Origin of the sequence: Sulfitobacter mediterraneus, assembly GCF_016801775.1 — a bacterium.
Lineage (GTDB): Bacteria > Pseudomonadota > Alphaproteobacteria > Rhodobacterales > Rhodobacteraceae > Sulfitobacter > Sulfitobacter mediterraneus_A.
Map to the genome: position 1 here is coordinate 3,427,590 of NZ_CP069004.1, position 17,065 is coordinate 3,444,654.

The 17,065-nt window shown below is 58.1% G+C and carries 17 protein-coding genes; 8 read left to right on the top strand and 9 right to left on the bottom strand.

Going from position 1 to position 17,065, the window contains the following annotated elements; translation table 11 throughout:
* Window positions 1–240 precede the first annotated feature (240 nt).
* Window positions 241–570, bottom strand: coding sequence for a ferredoxin FdxA (gene fdxA / locus JNX03_RS16930; RefSeq protein ID WP_203210167.1), 330 nt, complete (start codon window positions 568–570; stop codon window positions 241–243).
* A gap of 54 nt (window positions 571–624) precedes the next feature.
* On the bottom strand, window positions 625–1,317 hold the full coding sequence (locus tag JNX03_RS16935; protein WP_203210168.1) for a nitroreductase family protein: 693 nt from the start codon (window positions 1,315–1,317) through the stop codon (window positions 625–627).
* Window positions 1,318–1,492: 175 nt separating this feature from the next.
* On the opposite strand from JNX03_RS16935, the gene JNX03_RS16940 reads away from it, so the two are divergent.
* The 7 genes from JNX03_RS16940 (at window position 1,493) to JNX03_RS16970 (ending at window position 7,852) form a co-directional block, all read left to right on the top strand.
* Window positions 1,493–2,263, top strand: coding sequence for a helix-turn-helix transcriptional regulator (locus JNX03_RS16940; protein ID WP_203210169.1), 771 nt, complete (start codon window positions 1,493–1,495; stop codon window positions 2,261–2,263).
* A gap of 174 nt (window positions 2,264–2,437) precedes the next feature.
* Window positions 2,438–3,103, top strand: coding sequence for a FadR/GntR family transcriptional regulator (locus JNX03_RS16945; protein ID WP_280526501.1), 666 nt, complete (start codon window positions 2,438–2,440; stop codon window positions 3,101–3,103).
* Window positions 3,104–3,248: 145 nt separating this feature from the next.
* A complete protein-coding gene (locus JNX03_RS16950; RefSeq protein ID WP_037905972.1) occupies window positions 3,249–4,232 on the top strand; it encodes a substrate-binding domain-containing protein in 984 nt (327 codons plus the stop codon).
* A 66-nt stretch (window positions 4,233–4,298) separates the two neighbouring features.
* Window positions 4,299–5,294: an ABC transporter permease gene (locus tag JNX03_RS16955; protein ID WP_203210171.1), complete on the top strand. Its 996-nt coding sequence runs from the start codon at window positions 4,299–4,301 to the stop codon at window positions 5,292–5,294.
* Window positions 5,291–6,046, top strand: a complete 756-nt coding sequence (locus JNX03_RS16960; protein WP_203210172.1) for an ATP-binding cassette domain-containing protein — start codon at window positions 5,291–5,293, stop codon at window positions 6,044–6,046. The genes JNX03_RS16955 and JNX03_RS16960 overlap by 4 nt, the downstream gene beginning before the upstream one ends.
* 38 nt (window positions 6,047–6,084) lie before the next feature.
* Window positions 6,085–6,837 (top strand): SDR family NAD(P)-dependent oxidoreductase, encoded by a 753-nt coding sequence (locus JNX03_RS16965; RefSeq protein WP_203210173.1) that lies wholly within the window; start codon window positions 6,085–6,087, stop codon window positions 6,835–6,837.
* Window positions 6,838–6,841: 4 nt separating this feature from the next.
* Complete coding sequence (locus JNX03_RS16970; RefSeq protein ID WP_203210174.1) at window positions 6,842–7,852, top strand: aldose epimerase family protein; 1,011 nt, start codon at window positions 6,842–6,844, stop codon at window positions 7,850–7,852.
* 9 nt (window positions 7,853–7,861) lie between these two features.
* Here the strand turns inward: JNX03_RS16970 and JNX03_RS16975 are convergent, their stop codons facing one another.
* From JNX03_RS16975 to JNX03_RS17000, 6 genes are read right to left on the bottom strand one after another with little or no spacing between them, the layout of a single operon-like run.
* Window positions 7,862–8,755, bottom strand: a complete 894-nt coding sequence (locus tag JNX03_RS16975) for an SMP-30/gluconolactonase/LRE family protein (protein ID WP_231024315.1) — start codon at window positions 8,753–8,755, stop codon at window positions 7,862–7,864.
* Window positions 8,752–9,549, bottom strand: coding sequence for an SDR family NAD(P)-dependent oxidoreductase (locus JNX03_RS16980; protein WP_231024317.1), 798 nt, complete (start codon window positions 9,547–9,549; stop codon window positions 8,752–8,754). The genes JNX03_RS16975 and JNX03_RS16980 overlap by 4 nt, the downstream gene beginning before the upstream one ends.
* Entirely contained in the window at window positions 9,536–11,320 is a 1,785-nt protein-coding gene (locus JNX03_RS16985; protein ID WP_203210175.1) for an IlvD/Edd family dehydratase, read from the bottom strand. Before JNX03_RS16985 ends, JNX03_RS16980 begins: the two co-directional genes overlap by 14 nt.
* Before the next feature lie 12 nt (window positions 11,321–11,332).
* Window positions 11,333–12,175, bottom strand: a complete 843-nt coding sequence (locus JNX03_RS16990; protein ID WP_203210176.1) for a fumarylacetoacetate hydrolase family protein — start codon at window positions 12,173–12,175, stop codon at window positions 11,333–11,335.
* Window positions 12,176–12,185: 10 nt separating this feature from the next.
* The gene (gene eno, locus JNX03_RS16995) at window positions 12,186–13,487 is read right to left on the bottom strand and encodes a phosphopyruvate hydratase (RefSeq protein WP_203210177.1); all 1,302 of its coding nucleotides are present in this window, start codon (window positions 13,485–13,487) and stop codon (window positions 12,186–12,188) included.
* Window positions 13,484–14,497, bottom strand: a complete 1,014-nt coding sequence (locus JNX03_RS17000; RefSeq protein WP_203210178.1) for a phosphotransferase family protein — start codon at window positions 14,495–14,497, stop codon at window positions 13,484–13,486. The genes eno and JNX03_RS17000 overlap by 4 nt, the downstream gene beginning before the upstream one ends.
* 114 nt (window positions 14,498–14,611) lie before the next feature.
* Between JNX03_RS17000 and JNX03_RS17005 the strand changes: the two genes are divergently transcribed.
* Window positions 14,612–15,625: a LacI family DNA-binding transcriptional regulator gene (locus JNX03_RS17005; RefSeq protein ID WP_203210179.1), complete on the top strand. Its 1,014-nt coding sequence runs from the start codon at window positions 14,612–14,614 to the stop codon at window positions 15,623–15,625.
* Window positions 15,626–15,628: 3 nt separating this feature from the next.
* Here the strand turns inward: JNX03_RS17005 and hydA are convergent, their stop codons facing one another.
* The gene (hydA, locus tag JNX03_RS17010) at window positions 15,629–17,038 is read right to left on the bottom strand and encodes a dihydropyrimidinase (RefSeq protein ID WP_203210180.1); all 1,410 of its coding nucleotides are present in this window, start codon (window positions 17,036–17,038) and stop codon (window positions 15,629–15,631) included.
* Window positions 17,039–17,065 lie beyond the last annotated feature (27 nt).

Genomic DNA, 17,065 nt, shown 5'->3' on the forward strand with positions numbered 1-17,065 from the left:
AAGTCATCGCTGGAACGCAGAAATTGACCTTGTTTTGAACGACAACTTTACTGGACAAACCGGGTGAAGCCGCCCTTTTTACGGGCGTTTCGGACGGACCATTCAGTGCCGCCTTCCTTGTGGGTGATGGGAGAATTGTCAACCCGATCTCGGGCTGATTCTCGCGATCCGGCCCGATCATTTCTGCAAGGCGCACTGAAAGGCGGGTGAACTTTGATAAGGACTGCAGGGTATCTGCCCCTAAGCTTGCGCCTGACCAAAGAATAGTTCGAATTTGCCTGTCTCGCCATCGCGCTGCGCGGCGGTTTTAAGGGGCGGCTTGCGGGCCGTAATGACCGGCCAGATCTCTGCGTATAGCCGCGCATGTGCGACCCATTGGTCGCTGCCAGGCTCGGCATCTGTTCGGATCGCGTCCGCCGGGCATTCAGGCTCGCAAACACCGCAATCAATGCATTCGTCGGGATGGATCACCAGCATGTTTTCCCCCTCGTAGAAGCAATCAACGGGGCAAACCTCAACGCAGTCGGTGTATTTGCAGGCGATACAATTATCGGTCACGACATAGGTCATGGCAAAGCTTTCTCATCTGTTTGGTAAAATAGCCGGGCGCGATCTTTCAGGCGATCATTCTGAAACGGTTAGGATCTCGCTTAGCGGTTTCTTGATCTTGGCGACACGCGGGATCGTGGCATCAGCCGCGGGATGGCCAACCGCAAGGATCATCACCGGCTTTTCCGATTGTGGCCGGCCAAGCATATCGTTGAGAAACTTCATCGGGTTGGGGGTATGTGTCAAGGATGTCAGCCCGGCATGGTGCAGCGCCGCAAGCAAAAATCCTGTGGCGATGCCAACGCTTTCAGGAACGTAGTAATTTTTGTAGCGCGTACCGTCGTCAAAATGGCCCCATCGCTGGGCAAAAATCACAATCAACCAGGGCGCATCCTCAAGATGGGGTTTGTTGTCATTGGTCCCGATCGGCTCAAGCGCCTTGAGCCATTCATCGCCTGCGCCGCCCTCATAGAATCTGCGTTCTTCTTCTTCCGAGGCATCGCGGATGCGTTTTTTGAACATAGGATCGGAGATGGCCACAAAATGCCATGGCTGGTGATTGGCACCCGATGGCGCGGTTCCGGCGGTTCGGATGCATTCCTCGATCACGGCTCGGTCAACGGGGCGGTCGCTAAAATCGCGCACCGTGTGCCGCTTGAGCATTTTACCGTGAAAAGATTGCGCCTGTGCCAGTATTTCGGCGTCTGTCATATCTGCGCGGTCGGGCAGGGCAATCGGATCGAATGTGATGTTTTCGCGGGCAAACATGAGGGATCTCCTTTGGCAGTTCGTTTCGGCACAGCAGTGGCAGCAGCCGGGTTTAGCAAAGTCGTAGCCTGTGAAATGAACCAAGGCATTCCTCATTGATGAGGAGCGGCGCCGCGACTACTTTAGGGCACAACCTAGGGCCAGAATGCGCTCCATTTCGCCAAAGGAAATTGATTTGAAGCGGTCAAATCCACCAGAGGACACAGAACTCAGCCTGACAGCGACCCAATGTGCTGCGCTGGTGGAATGCATCGGATCAACCCGGTGTGTGCCGGCACTGCTTGAGCTTGCGCATGAGGTTTGCGGTGCCGATTTTGTGTCGGTCTTCTGCCAGGGAGATCGTGATCTGCCGCTTTTGGTTGGCACCGACGGCCGCAAAGGCAAACAACGGGCCGAACGGGCGGCGCAGGGCTACACCCGCCACATGGATGAAGACCCAAACACCGTTCTGCTGTCCGGTCGCAAGGGAGAGGGGGATTTCCTGACAAGCCAGAACGCGGCTGACATCAAATCCTTCACTTACCGTCGGGATTGCTATGATCTGCCCGGCATCGCGGGGCGAATTTCCCTAGTGCGGCGCGCATCCACCTATGGCCTTTGTGTCAGTCTTTACAGCGCCGAAGAGAGTGGTGTTTTTGACCCTCCCAGCCACAAAAGGGCGGCGGCAGTATTGCCGTTCCTCTTGGCTGCGGTGGAGCGGCACGTGGCTTTTTCCCTGAAAGGCTCCGTCTGGATGGAGCAGGACATTCAAGCACGTCTCGCGCTCAGCTATCCAGGCCTCACGCACCGCGAACGGGAAGTTGCCGCCATGGCCATCAAGGGACGTACTGCTGCGCAGACGGCTGAGATATTGGGGCTGGCAGAAACCACCATCATCACCCATCGGAAGAATGCCTATAAGCGCATGAACGTCGGATCACTGCGCCAGCTGGTCGCCAAATTCTAAGTTTGGCCAAGGCACATCCCGCCATGTGCGGTGAATGTGTGTTTGCCAATCGGTTTATAGGATGAACCAAATGCCATGTGACAGTTGCGGCTCGGTATTTGCCTCGCCGCTCGAAAGAGGACGCATGCCGGTTCGGGCTCTGAAACAGAACAAACTACATGACCAGATCGCGGAATTGTTGATCGAACTCAGCCTGGCGGGCGATTTTCCCCTGGAGACCGGTTGCCGTCCGAGCGCGACTTTGCGGATCAGTTGAAGGTCAGTCGCGGATCGCTGCGGCAGGCTCTTGTTGTGCTTGAACTCAGCGGTGTTCTGGAAATTCGCACCTCCAGCGGGATCTTTGTCGCGGAGAATGCGCTGTCCAATGCCAACCGCTTGCCGTCACTGGATGTCAGTGGCAGACGGCCGCTGGATATTATTCAAGCCCGCCGTGCAGTCGAAGGAGAAACCGCGTTTCTAGCGGCCAAGCTGGGAACTGAAGCGGATATTGAGCGGATCAAAGCCGCTGCAAAGGCGCTGGAAGAAGGCGAGCGGCGCTATGGTCTGCGCCACCCGTCGGACCGCCAGTCCCACCGCGAAATTGCCCGTGCAAGTCAGAATACTGTGCTGGGCGATATGGTGCGCGATCTGTGGAACATGCAGCGCGGCAAGTATTACCAGCGCCTTGAAGATCACTTTTCGACCGCCGAAATGCGGGACTATGCGGTTCGAGACCACCGGAAAATTCTGGCTGCGATCACGGCGGGCGATCCCGATCTGGCCCGCCGGATGATGCATCGCCACATGGACCGGATCTACAATAACTTGGCCACCAGCGCGTTGGAGCTGCCAAAAAGTTGAAAACGGGAGGGGCGGTTGACAGATCTTGTTTTGGTTATATGGTCCATTCAATGTACCAATTTGCGATGAGGTGGATTTGATCCATTTTTCGCGCTTCTGCCGGTCCGACAATCGGGACGGCGTACGGTGTTCAGGGAGGACCCAAATGAAGTCAATTATCAAATCAACCCTCGCGGCTATTGCGCTATCGGCGGCGGCTGTGACAGGCGCCTATGCGGCGGATGTGTCGGATCAGAAATATGTTATGGTTGTTCCGATCTCGGGCCATCCGTTCTGGGTGCCGATCCGGCAGGGTGCACAAGATGCGGCTGATCAACTGGGCGTGCAGTTCGAATTCACCGGCCCCGTGGAGTTTGACAACATCGCAACGCAAAACCAGATGGAGCAGATCGCGCTGACCCAACCGTCCGCCTTCCTCACCGGCGCATTTGACCCGTCCATGTCCGAAACCATCAAGCGCGTGACGGAAATGGGTGTGCCCGTGGCCACGTTCGACAGCGACGCACCGGACAGCCCGCGCATCACCTTTGTTGGGCCAGATCACTACAATGTCGGCTTTCAGTACGGCAAAAAGATCGTTGAGTTGCTGCAAGGGCAAGGCAAAGAAGAGGGCCAGATCGGCCTGCTGACAGCCATCAACCAAACCAACCTGCAAGTGCGTATCCAAGGCCTGAAAGACTACCTGTCTGCCAATGCACCCGCATATGAGGTTGTCGCGATCGAAGACAACCAAGGCGATGATCAGATCACCGCCGAACGTACCAAGACAATGTTGCTTGGCAATCCCGATATCGACGGTCTGGTAGTGATCAACGCAACCGGCACCGGCGTGGCAACAGCGCTGACCGAACTGGGCCGCAAAGGCGAAGTGATGGTTGTGGCGTCGGATGTCTTTGATCCCATCGTCTGCGGCATCAAGGATGGCGCGATTCAGACAACCTCGGCGGTCAACACCTATCTCGAAGGGTTTCTCGCGCTGAAGCTGGCCTATGAATATGTCAACAACAACCTCGACGGCACGCCCGGTGCGGATGTGGGTGTCTCTGTTCTGCCACCAAAAATTGATCCCGGCATGTTCTTCATCACCAAAGAGAACGCCGATTCATTCCTCGTCGGGAGCTGTTCATAAGCAGCCTCGCGTCCGGCTGGCAGATTGCTGGCCGGACATTACTGTCCTTTCTCATGAAGAGGTCCCATGACCTTGCCCCAGACAAACACTGATCGGCTAGGCGATGCAGGAGGGTTTGACGTCAAACGCCTGCTGTTGAGCCGCGAGATTATCGTCGGCGTGATGATCCTGATCACCGCCATCGCCGCGACAATGCTGTCGCCCTATTTCCTGACGGCCGCCAACATCAAGAATGTGGTGATTGGTATGTCAATCGAGATGATCGTCGCCATCGGCCTGACGATTGTTCTGCTGAGCGGTGGGATCGATCTTTCGGTTGGCTCTGTCGTCGCGCTAAGCGCGGTTGTCATTGCGCTGGCCTTTAATGCCGGCCTGTCCATTCCTGTGGCCATCGCCGCGGGTCTTTGTGCCGGTGTCGTTGTGGGCTTGGTGAACGGATATCTGATCGCCTATGTCGGGCTCAATCCGCTGATCACGACACTTGGCACCATGACGATTTTCCGCAGCGCGGTGTACATCCTGTCCGGTGGATACGCGATGTCTTCGATCCCCGGCAGTTTCAAGGCTCTGGCCAACGGCGACGTTGTCTTTGGGCTGCCCAATCTGGTGGTACTGGTTGTGGTGCTGGTTGTGCTTTTTCACATGGCGATGTGGCAGAATGTCTGGTTCCGCAAATTCTCCTTTCTAGGCGGGTCCGAAATGGCAGCCCTGCGCGCAGGGATCAACGTCAAGCGTCTCAAGCTGATGGGCTATGTAATCTGTTCGGTTCTTGCGGCCTTGGGGGGTGTTGTTGTTGTGGCGCGGCTTGGCTCCGCATTTCCAAACACCGCGACGGGGATGGAACTGCGCGTGATCACCGCAGTGATCGTTGGCGGCTGTTCGATCTATGGCGGACGCGGCACGGTTCTGGGCGCGGCACTTGGTGTTTTGTTCCTGGCGCTGGTCAATAACATCCTCGTTTTGAATGCTGTGTCTGTCTATTGGCAGGGGGTCGCATCGGGCTGTGTTCTGATCCTCGCTGTTCTGTCGGACGCCATTATCAACCGGGGGAAACGGTCATGACCGCACCAAACAAAGTGGTCGAAATGACCGGTATCGAAAAACGGTTTGGCCCTGTTGAAGTGTTGCGCGGTGTGGATTTCGAGCTCTATGAGAACGAGGTTCTTGCACTGCTGGGCGACAACGGTGCGGGCAAATCGACGCTGATCAAGACCTTGTCGGGCTACTACCAACCTGACGCGGGGCAAATCCGTATCGGTGGGCAGCCGGTATCCTTTGGCACGCCGCACGAAGCCCGTGATCACGGGATTGAAACGATTTATCAGGATCTCGCGCTTTTTGACAATTTGGACGTGGCCGCCAATGTTTTTGCGGGCAAGGAAAAGGTCGGCGGCGGCTGGCGCAAGATGCTGGGATTTGTGGACCGCAAAGCGATGCGCAACGAGGCCCGCGAAGCGGTCAGCCAAATGGCAATCAATATCCCCCGCATCGACCAGGAGGTCAGCGCCTTTTCAGGTGGTCAGCGGCAATGTGTGGCCATCGCCAAATCGGTGATGTGGGGCCGAAAAGTGGTGATCATGGATGAACCGACAGCGGCCCTTGGGGTGCGCGAGACCGGAAAAGTGCTGGATCTGATACGGACGCTCAAGTCGCACAATCTGTCGGTGATCGTCATCATGCACAATATCGAACACGTCATGGAAGTGGCCGAGCGCGCCATCGTCATGCGCTCTGGCACGCGGCGCGGCACGGTCAATTTGAATGGGCCGGATGACCGCGAGAGCCATGACGCAATCATCAAAATGTTGATGTGAACGCAACCCGTTCCACAATGAATAACAAGGATAATATTATGAACGCGCAAATTTTTTCAGGGCGCAAGGCGATCATCACGGGTGGCGCACGTGGCATGGGGGCGGCAGCAGCCCGCGCCATGCTGGAGCGGGGCGCAAAGGTCTGTCTTTGGGATGCCAACGCCGATGTCCTGACCCAGAAGGCGCAGGAACTTGCCCCGCTTGGGCCTGTCATGCACCGGGTTGTAGATGTCAGCGACTATTCCGATGTGGCCGCTGCCGCACAAGAGGCAAATGATCAGATGGGCGGGCTGGATATCCTTGTGAACTCCGCAGGAATCGCAGGACCAAACGCCATGGTCGAGGTCTTTCCGCCCGAAGACTGGGCCCGCGTGATGCAGGTGAACCTGAACGGGGTGTTTCATTGCGCCCGCGCAGTGGTGCCGTTCATGAAAAAGCAGGACTATGGCCGCATCATCAATGTGGCCTCTGTCGCGGGCAAAGAGGGCAATCCCAACGCCTCGGCCTATTCGGCATCCAAGGCGGGTGTGATCAGCCTGACCAAATCCTTGGGCAAGGAGCTGGCGCAAACCGGCATCCGGGTGAATGCGATCACCCCAGCGGTGATCAAGACCGAGATGCTGGATGATGTGACTGAAGAACAGATTTCCTACATGCTTTCGAAGATACCGATGGGCCGTATGGGCACTGTGGATGAGGTGGCCGAAATGGTGATGTTCCTGTCCTCAGAGGCGTGTTCCTATTCCACAGCTGCCGTGTTCGACATGTCCGGCGGCCGTGCGACCTACTGACCCAATGACAGAAGATTCTCGTCCACGCTCATTAGGGGTTCTGCCGGATGGCCAGACTGTCTGGCAAATCCCGATTGCGGGGCAGGGGTTGCGCGCCAATGTCCTAAGCTATGGCGCAACCTTGCAGAGCCTCTACATCGCTGGTCATCCAAAATCCTTGGTCCTAGGGCTGGATGATCTTGAGGGCTATCTGAACCAAGCCATCTATCTGGGCGCGACGGTCGGTCGCTGCGCCAACCGGATCGCAGAAGGGCGTTTTTCGATCGATGGAACTGACCATCAGACAGACCAGAACTTTCTAAATCGACACACGCTGCACGGCGGCGCGTGCGGCACCTCGCGGCTGAACTGGCAAGTTTTGGATCACCATCCTGATCGGGTGACGCTCGGGATGGATTTGGCGGATGGGCATATGGGCTTTCCGGGGGCGATGGACGTCAGGCTGACCTTTAGCATCACCGCCGGACCCGCATTGAGCCTGGAGATCACCGCGCAGGCGGACAAACCGACCCTGTGCAACTTTGCCCATCATGGGTATTTTAACCTGGGCCTGACCGAAGATGTCACAGACCATCTGTTGCATATCCCGGCGGGGTCATATCAACGCCCGGACGATACGCTGATTCCAGAAAACGATCCGGTGCCATTGGCGGGAACGGCTCTCGACTTTCGGGTGGCCAAACCATTGCGCGCGGCATTGCGGGACGGCGGGATTGATCACAACTTTTGTTTTGAGCATCAGCAGGGACAGGCCCTTTTGGCGCAGCTTTCCGCGCCGGACAGCGGGGTTCGCATGGCCATACACAGCACCGAACCGGGATTGCAGGTCTATGATGGCGAACTGACCGATCTGGTGAGGGAAGGGACGCGCAACTGGAACAGCTATGCCGGTATCGCGCTTGAGCCGCAGAACTGGCCCAATGCCATCAACAACCCAAAGGCGCCATCGCCGATACTGCGGCCCGGTGAGGTCTATCGGCAGCGGACGTCGTTTGTGTTCTCAACGCGGCGATGAAGGCGCCTGTCAAAGATGGACCTGATGTTCCTCTTGGCCCCTGACAGCCGTCTGGACGTCATAGGTTTTGCCGTGAGCCGATGCGTCTTGAGGCAACCCGTCTGCCGCAGAAGTCGCGAACAAGCGGTCCAAACCTGAGCCGCCAAAAGCCGGGCAGCTGATTTGCGACGCAGGAAAGACAACCGCAGTTTGAAATCTGCCGTCAGGGGTATAGCGGGCAACCCTTGATGCGCCCCATTGCGCGTTCCACAGATGGCCATCGGCATCGACGACTGCGCCATCCGGAAACAACCCGTCTTCCCGCAGATCCGCAAACACCTGCACCGGCCCTTGCGGCCAGCCGTGATCGTCCAATGCCTGTTTATGGATGATCTGTGTCAGCGTATCTGTGTAATAGGCCCAGGCGCCATCGGGCGAAAAGCAAATGGCATTCGGGATCGTCAGATCCGCGAAGATCTGGCGCAGAGTGCCATCGTGATACCGGTAGATCGCGCCTGCGCCATTTTCGGCTTTTTTGCCCATTGTGCCAATCCAGAACCCACCATAGGGGTCCGCTCGCCCGTCATTGGACCGCGTGACCGGATTGTCGGCTTCGAGCGGCACGACATCGCGCCGCGCACCGGAATCCGGATCAAAGGTGAATAAACGGCTTTCGCTGGCGATCAGGAGCGTATCATGGTCGATCCATCCGGCGGCGGAAACATGTTCGTCGAACATCCAAGTGATCGGTTTGCCGTTCCGCTTGCTGTGCATCTTGCGCCCGAGAATGTCGAACCAGAACAACTGCTGGCGCAGTGGATGCCAGAACACGCCTTCGCCCAGCCTGCAAATCCGTTGGTCAAACAGCTCAACCGACGGATCGGAGAGGCCGGAAATTACTGTGCCACCACGCGCCTCGGTCACGTCCAACCACCATCGACGGTAAATTCCTGACCGGTGCACAAGGCGCTGTCATCCGCTGATAGGAAAAGCGCCATCGCTGCGGTGTCTTCAGGGGTTATCCGACCCGCAAGCGGTTGATTGGCCCGCAAGAACTGTTCGCCCTCTGCATCCAGATGCAGTGTTATCTGGCGCTCGGTCATCACCCATCCAGGCAATAACGTGTTGATCCGCACCCCGGCCGCGCCCAATGGTTTGACAAAGGATCTGGTCAACCCATGCACGGCGGCTTTGGCCGTGGTGTAGGCTGGCATGCTGTCCACTTTGGCCTTCCAGGAGATCGAGCCGAAGTTGATGATGCTGCCCTGCTTGCGGGCGATCATCTGTTCGGCCACCGCTTGAATGGCGAAAAACGCAGGGCGCAGGTTCACGTCAAACGATTGGTTCCAGACGTCAGGGGTCACATCCTGCATCTCATGACGGCTATCATTGGCCACGTTGTTGACCAGAACATCAATCGGGCCTTCGGCCTTCGCAAAATCCGCAATCGCGGCCTGCATCGCGGCAATATCTGTGACGTCCACCTTGCGAAACCACGCCGCGCCCCCCGCATCGGTAATTGATCGGCAAAGCTGACGCCCCTCGGTTTCAGCGATGTCGATAAAGCCGACATGCACACCTTGATCTGCATAGGCCCGTACCATCGCCGCGCCGATACCGGTGGCGCCGCCCGTCACAAAGGCGCGTTTGCCTGACAGGCTTGGGTAAATCGCGTAGCTAAGACCGGGTGATGCGATGCTGGTATCAATGGTTGTCACGGGGCACCTGTCTTTTCTGGGCAATGGCGCGGTACTTGACCGCTGGTTTCAACACCATGCCGCGATCGAGCTGATCGACCATGCCGCGCTGGATCTCTTGCCAAGGGGTTTGATGGGCGGGGTATTGATAGCCGCCCGCTTTTGCCAAATCCTCCTTGCGCCGCGCCAACTCGGCATCGGGGATCAGCACATTCACCTTCCGGAGCGCCAGATCGACCCGGATGCGATCACCTGTCTGCAGCAGAGCCAATCCGCCACCTGCCGCCGCTTCGGGGCTGGCATTGAGAATGGACGGACTTCCGGATGTGCCCGATTGACGGCCATCGCCAAGGGTTGGCAGCTCTGAAATTCCGGCGCGGATCAGGGCGGCAGGCGGCTGCATGTTCACCACCTCGGCCCCACCGGGATATCCGATGGGCCCCGCGCCGCGGATCACCAGAATGCAATCTGCGTCGATCTGCAATGCGGGGTCATCAATCCGGTCGTGATAATCCTCTGGCCCATCAAACACGATGGCGCGGCCCTCAAAGGCGTCGGGGTCTTCGGGGTCAGACAGGTATCTCTTGCGAAAGTCGGGCGAGATCACGGATGTTTTCATGATCGCACTGTCAAACAGATTGCCCGACAAATGCAGAAAACCCGCTGCCTCTTTCAGCGGATCAGCCACGGTGCGGATCACGTCCCGCTCTGACACCTTTGCATCGGCATAGATCTCGGCAATTGACTTGCCCGTGATCGTCATGGCGTCCGGATGCGGCAACACCCCGGCGATCAGCAGTTCTTTGACAACCGCGGGCACTCCGCCGGCACGATAGAAATCTTCTCCCAGATAGTCACCGGCAGGCTGCACGTTACACAGCAGCGGAATGTGATGGCCCAACCTGTGCCAGTCATCATTGCTGAGAGGTACACCCAGTTGGGCGGCGACGGCATTCAGGTGGATCGGGGCATTGGTGCTGCCTCCAAGGGCGGAATTAACCACAATGGCATTTTCAAAGGCCGCGCGGGTCATCACGTCAGAGGGTTTGATGTCTTCATGCACCATGTCCACAATCCGCTGGCCGGTGTGATAGGCCATCTGCCCGCGTTCGCGGTAGGGCGCGGGAATGGCCGCCGCGCCGGGCAATTGCATGCCCAATGCCTCTGCCAGACTGTTCATCGTAGTGGCCGTGCCCATGGTGTTGCAAAACCCCACGGAAGGGGTGGATGCGGTGGCCATTGTCATGAACTCGGCATCATCGATCTCGCCCGCCGCCAGCATCTTGCGAGCCAGCCAAATAGATTGCCCTGTGCCCGATCGTTTTCCTTCGTGCCAGCCGTTCAACATGGGCCCAACCGAAAGCGCGACAGCGGGGATATCAACCGTGGCTGCCGCCATCAGCAGCGCCGGAGTGGTCTTGTCGCAACCAATAGTCAGCACCACACCGTCCAGCGGATAACCATAAAGGCTTTCAACCAGTCCCAGATAGGCAAGGTTCCGGTCAAGCGCCGCCGTCGGGCGCTTGCCGGTTTCCTGAATCGGATGCACGGGGAACTCAAGGCAGATACCACCCGCAGCCGTAATCCCGTCGCGCACCCGCTTGGCCAGCTCAATATGATGGCGGTTGCACGGGCTCAGATCGCTGCCGGTCTGGGCGATGCCGATGATCGGCTTGCCTGATTGCAGTTCTTCGAGTGTGAGCCCGTAGTTGAGGTAATGACCCAAATAAAGCGCGGTCATAGACGGGTTGTCTGGATTGTCGAACCACTGCTGTGACCGTAGCTTTTTCATCGGATGGCTGCCCTACAGTGCAACAACTGTCTGGGATTGTTCACCCAAACCATCAATGCCCAGCCGAACCACATCACCGGGGTTGAGCCAGACCTGCGGTTTCATGCCCGCGCCCACACCCGGAGGGGTGCCGGTGCAGATCAGATCACCCGGTTCAAGGCGCAGAAACTCGCTGAGGTAGCTGACGATGGTTTCACAATCAAAGATCATGGTGTCAGTGTTGCCGGTCTGCATCCGCTGGCCGTTCACATCCAGCCACATCGGCAGGGCGGCCGCATCGCCAACCTCGTCACCTGTCACAATCATCGGGCCGGTCGGACAGAAGTTGGGGAAGGATTTACCCTTGGACCATTGGCCAGAGCGTTCCTGCTGCCACGCCCGTTCGGACACATCGTTGACCAGCGTATAGCCCAGAATGTGGTCCTTGGCCTCTGCCTTGGTGATGTTCAGCGCCGACTTGCCAATCACAATGCCCAGCTCGACTTCCCAATCCAGTTTGGTCATCTTGGGGCTGTGCAGGATCGGATCATTGGGCGCGCAGAACGTGCCGGAGGATTTGGTAAACAGGATCGGCTCATCCGGAATAGGCAAACCTGCCTCGGCTGCGTGATCGGAGTAGTTCAAACCAATGCAATAGATATTGCGCGGCTGGGCCATCGGGCTGCCGATCCGCGCCCCGTCTGCCGTGACCTCTGGCAAGGCTGCAAGATCGGTATTGGCGAGATTTGCCTGCAAGCCCTCAATCGTATCCGGCCCAATGTCGGCTGCAACACTGCGGATATCGCGGGCAACCCCGTTTTGATCCAACACGCATGGCACTTCCTGCCCAGCATCACCCAATCGAAGAAATTTCATAATCTGTTCCTTAGTTCCTTTGTTTGCCCCACCAGGTCTGCGCCAGCGGCGCCCCCTGAACAAAGCTGTCTTTGCCCAGATCGCGCTGGATCCGCAGGCACTCATTCCATTTTACCATCCGTTCGGAGCGGGTAAACGAGCCGACCTTAAGCTGGCCGCATCCCAAACCTGTGGACAGATGGCTGATCGAGACATCTTCTGTCTCGCCCGACCGCGCAGACACAATCGCGCCCCAGCTTTCTTTCACAGCGGCATCAAAACACGCAATGGATTCGCTCACGGTTCCGGCCTGGTTCACCTTGATCAGTGCCGCATTGCACGCCCCCTGCGAGATCGCCTCGCGCACCAGATCGGCGTTTGTGACCAGATAATCATCGCCAATGATTTGAACACGCCCCCCAAACCGGCGCGTGAACTCGGCCATGCCTTCTGGATCGTCTTCGCCCAGCGGATCTTCGATCGAAGCAATGGGGTATGTGTCCAGCCAACGCCCCAGCATGTCGATCATGCCGCTGCTGTCCAACTCGCGGTCTTCGAGGGACAGCCGGTATTGTCCCGCCGTGCCAAACTCGGACGCGGCGATGTCGAGTGAGATCACAACACGGTCCCCCGGCTTTTCGCCGGCCTTCTCGATGGCTGCGACCAAGGTTTCCAGCGCCTCTTCGTTGCTGTCAAACTGCGGCCACCAGCCGCCTTCGTCTGCCACACCTGCCAGCTTGCCGCGCTGGGCCATGATATCGCCGGCGGCAAAGTAGACCTCGTTGGTAATTTCCATCACTTCGTCAAAACTGGTCGCGCCAGGCACCATGATCATGAAATCCTGAATGTCGACGCGCCCGCCGGCGTGTGCGCCGCCGCCAAAGATCTGGATTTCTGGCAAGGGCAACTTGGGGGTGCGGTCATAACTGTCCGCGACATGACGCCAAAGCGGTTTGCCTGCATGATCGGCAGCGGCGTGCAGCATGGCCAACGAAGTGGCGACCATGGCATTGCCGCCAAGATTTTTCTTCAGTGTAGAGGCATCGGCGTTGATAAGTGTAGCGTCAACCGCAGCCTGGTCCAACCCATCCATCCCGCGGAGCCGGGGCGCGATGTGTCGTTCGATCCCGGCAAGCGCCTTCTGCACCCCCATGCCGCGCAGGGCTGTGCCGCCATCGCGCAGATCGACCGCCTCGCGTGTGCCCCGTGATGCCCCGGCCGGGGCAATCGCCCGACCTGTTGATCCATCTGCAAGGGTGACCTCGACCTCGATTGTCGGATTGCCACGCGAGTCCCAGACCCGCATGCCGTTGATGGATGCAATTTCACTCACGATTGGGCGTCCCTTATTGTTTTGTGGATGGTGGTGAATACCTCGGCCAAAGTTGCTGGCGGCGCCATAATCAACGATCGTGCCAGATCGCGTGTCAGGCTTTGTGAGGCGGTGTTCAAGTATTCAACCGGCGATTTTCCATCGATCCGCCCCAGCATCAGCGCAGGAAGCAACCGGCAAATTCGCTGTTCCAGCGCGGCATCGTCTTCCCAGGTGACATGGGCGCGGTAACTGTTCCAGAATGCAACGGCCTCTTGCAGATAGGCCTTGGCCATTCTCGGAAGATGGATGGATTTCAGCACCAGATGATTGAGACAGAAAGAGGGGTCAAAACTGGCATCGCCAAGGGTCGCACATTCGGCATCCAGCACCACGGGGCGACCGCCGCGCAACAGAATGTTTTTAGGGCTCACATCGCCATGCACCAGCACGCGATCAGCCGAATAGAGCATATCCGCAAGCGCATGGAGGTTGTCGCGGCAATCGGGGTGCCGCCCTGCGGTAAACGTCAAATAGGGTTCGATGCGCAGGGCGCGAAAATCGTCAGCATTGTGGAATGGCGCGGCATCGAAACCCGCTTGGGTCGATGCGGCATGAATGCGTCCGATCAGATCACCAACCACTGTGGCTTCGCCCTGCGGAGCATGCCCCGCCAACAGCGCATCTTTCCAAAGATAAACGTCCGACCCCTCCAAAAACTCCATGGTAAAACCATTCAGCGTGTCAGACCGCCCAAACAGCTTTACCGCGCCGTCCGGCGCAATGGCCGACGCCACGCGCAGCCACTCATATTCGGCGCGGTTGCGATGGACCGGCGCGAACCAGTCTTCGGCAACTTTCAGCTTGGCCAAGGCGAACTTGGCACAGACTTTGCGGCCCTCAAACTCCACCATGGCGATGTCGGAGGCCACACCGCCGGTCAAAGGCGTCGCGGTGCAGCTTTGCCCCTCTTTGATCAAGCCAAGCTCGACCAGTAGATCTGCGCATCTTTTCTCAATTCCGCTCGCCAAGGGCTTAGCCTCTCCGCATCGTGTTCACGTGAACATATGCTGTAACGCAAACATAATTGTCAACACATCCAAACAAGAAATGCTAACGTCCGGCCAAACAAGTAGGATTCTTTCTTGAGCAATCGCGTCACCATCAAATCCATCGCCAGGGATCTGGGGATTTCCCATATGACGGTGTCACGGGCGCTTTCGGACCATCCGAATGTGCGTCCCGACACCCGAAAGGCGGTGCAAGACCATGCCCGCAAAGTTGGCTACGTCAGGAATGCCGCAGCCAAGGCAATGCGCGGCGACGGGACCAAGATTGTTGGTCTGTTGCTCCCCAATATCGTCAATGAATTTTACGCCCGCTTTGCCAATACGCTGGCGCAGTCTTGCGAAGACCATTCGTTGCATTTGATCATCCACTTGACCAATGATGACCCCGACACCGAATTGCGCGCCTTTGAGCGGCTGCACGAAGTGCAGGCGATGTCGGTGATCCATGTTCCAGCTCCGGGCGCGGGGCAAGATGTGGCCGCCCACCTAGGTGGAGTAAATGTGATCCAGCTGATCCGGGAGCAGGATGTGGGCCAGCCTGTGTCGTCCATTCTTGTTGAAGATCACAGCGCCATTGGCGCCGCCGTGCAGCATTTGGCGGAGTTGGGCCATCAAGCCATCGGCTATATCGGGGCGGACGGACGTTTGTCCTCGGGCCGGGTACGGCGCGCGGCGTTCGAGGCCGGTCTGGCGTCTGCAGGTCTTGCCCTTGACGCCAGTCGGATCGCGCTGGGCGCTCCGGATTTTATCACTGGCCAGAAAAATGCGGCCCGAATGCTGGCGGCAGGCGACGTGACGGCGATTGTCTGTGGCGGTTTCGAAATCTCGAACGGGGCGCTCAGCGTTTTGTTGGAGGCGGACCAAGAGGTGGTGCAGGGTATAGGATTTGTCGGATATGGCGATCCGTCCTACTACGCCTGGCTGGGCGGAGGCGTTTCCACGATTGCGATGCAGGTGGACGAACTCGCGCAAGAGGCCGCCCGCCTTGCCGCTTGCCTGCCCGCAGAGCAACACATCAACAGACGGGTCTTTGACGCCTCATTTGTTATGCGAAACACCCATCTTGCGCTGGCGCGTCACCGCTCCTAATCCTCACGCAGGGCGCTGATTGCCCTGCCATGTCATGGGTTGCCATGCGCCGTGACCGGGCAGGCTGTGTAATGCGCGGTCGCGGACTATCACTTGCCCCCGCGAAAGGACGGTCACCGGCATGCCTGTGACGGTGGTTCCTTCAAAGGGGTTGTAGCCAACATTGTCTTTGAGATCGTTGGCGCCATAGGTGTAGCTCAATTCAGGGTTCCAAATGGCGATATCTGCATCGAACCCCGGCGCGATTGCGCCCTTGTTCATCAGGCCGAATGCCTGTGCAGGGGCCGTTGCGGTGACGCGTGCAAAGGCATCCAGCCCGCCGCGCCCTTCGCTTACCATTGCGTTGAACATCAGCGGCAGGCGTGTCTCAAGCCCCGGCATTCCGTTGGCAATCTTGTTGAACGGGGCATCACGTCCGTTGGCGAACTTGCCGCTTGCATCCATCCGATAGGGGGCGTGATCGGATGTAACCAACGACAAGGTGCCATCGGCAATTGCCTCCCATAGCGCCTGCTGATCTTCGGGCGTGCGTTGCGGAGGAGAGCACATGAACCGCGCCGGATTGTCCTGCTCCAGAATATCCACCGTCATGAACAGGTAATGCGGACAGGTCTCGGCCTGAACATTCACCCCTTTCGCGCGCGCCTTGCGCACAATATCCGCCCCCTCGCGGGTGGATACGTGAAAGATCATGATCCGTGCCCCGGTGAATTTGGCAAAGCGGCACATGCGGTCAATCGCTTCAATTTCTGCTTCTCGTGGGTGTGACGCCGCGTGGTATTTTGGTGCTGTTTTGCCCTCGGCCAGCAATTTGTCGGTCATGTTGCGGATCAAGCCGTCATTCTCGGCGTGAAAACACACCAAGGCACCGTCGCGGGCCGCGAGATCCAGAATGTCGAGAATGGATTTGTCGTCTTGTCGCACCTTGTCATAGGTGGTGAAAATCTTGATCGACCTGTGGTTCTGCGCGATCAGGTCGGGCAGATCTTCGGTCAGGTTGCCATTACCCGTATCGGCGACGATCATGTGGAAGGCGTGATCAATCATCGCGCCCTTTTGGGCGAGCGCGGCGTAATCCGCCACGACCTGTTTGATCTTCTGGCCCGGATGCTGTGCGGCAAAAGACACGACGCAGGTTGTGCCGCCAAAGACCGCTGAACGGGTGGCGGTTTCAAAGGTATCTGCATTCATCAGACCTGCGCCCGAGATCTGTTCGATATGGCAATGGGTATCGACACCGCCGGGCACAACCAGATGGCCACCGGCGTCAATCACCTCGCCGGCATCGCCGGGCAGGTCTGGTGCAACGGCAGTGATCCGCCCGCCTGCCACGCCCACGTCAGACCGCTGTGTCCCCTGGGGCGTCACCACCGTTCCGCCGCGAATGATGAGATCGAAAGTAGTGCTGTTCATGCCCGGTCCAACGCCAAATTTTGCATA

Bases quoted from the DNA above. Each gene is read 5' to 3' on its own strand.
- JNX03_RS16950 (WP_037905972.1), top strand. From the start codon at position 3,249: ATGAAGTCAATTATCAAATCAACCCTCGCGGCTATTGCGCTATCGGCG.
- JNX03_RS16985 (WP_203210175.1), bottom strand. From the start codon at position 11,320: ATGAAAAAGCTACGGTCACAGCAGTGGTTCGACAATCCAGACAACCCG.
- JNX03_RS16965 (WP_203210173.1), top strand. From the start codon at position 6,085: ATGAACGCGCAAATTTTTTCAGGGCGCAAGGCGATCATCACGGGTGGC.
- fdxA (WP_203210167.1), bottom strand. From the start codon at position 570: ATGACCTATGTCGTGACCGATAATTGTATCGCCTGCAAATACACCGAC.
- JNX03_RS16990 (WP_203210176.1), bottom strand. From the start codon at position 12,175: ATGAAATTTCTTCGATTGGGTGATGCTGGGCAGGAAGTGCCATGCGTG.
- JNX03_RS16935 (WP_203210168.1), bottom strand. From the start codon at position 1,317: ATGTTTGCCCGCGAAAACATCACATTCGATCCGATTGCCCTGCCCGAC.
- JNX03_RS16960 (WP_203210172.1), top strand. From the start codon at position 5,291: ATGACCGCACCAAACAAAGTGGTCGAAATGACCGGTATCGAAAAACGG.
- JNX03_RS16955 (WP_203210171.1), top strand. From the start codon at position 4,299: ATGACCTTGCCCCAGACAAACACTGATCGGCTAGGCGATGCAGGAGGG.
- hydA (WP_203210180.1), bottom strand. From the start codon at position 17,038: ATGAACAGCACTACTTTCGATCTCATCATTCGCGGCGGAACGGTGGTG.
- JNX03_RS16970 (WP_203210174.1), top strand. From the start codon at position 6,842: ATGACAGAAGATTCTCGTCCACGCTCATTAGGGGTTCTGCCGGATGGC.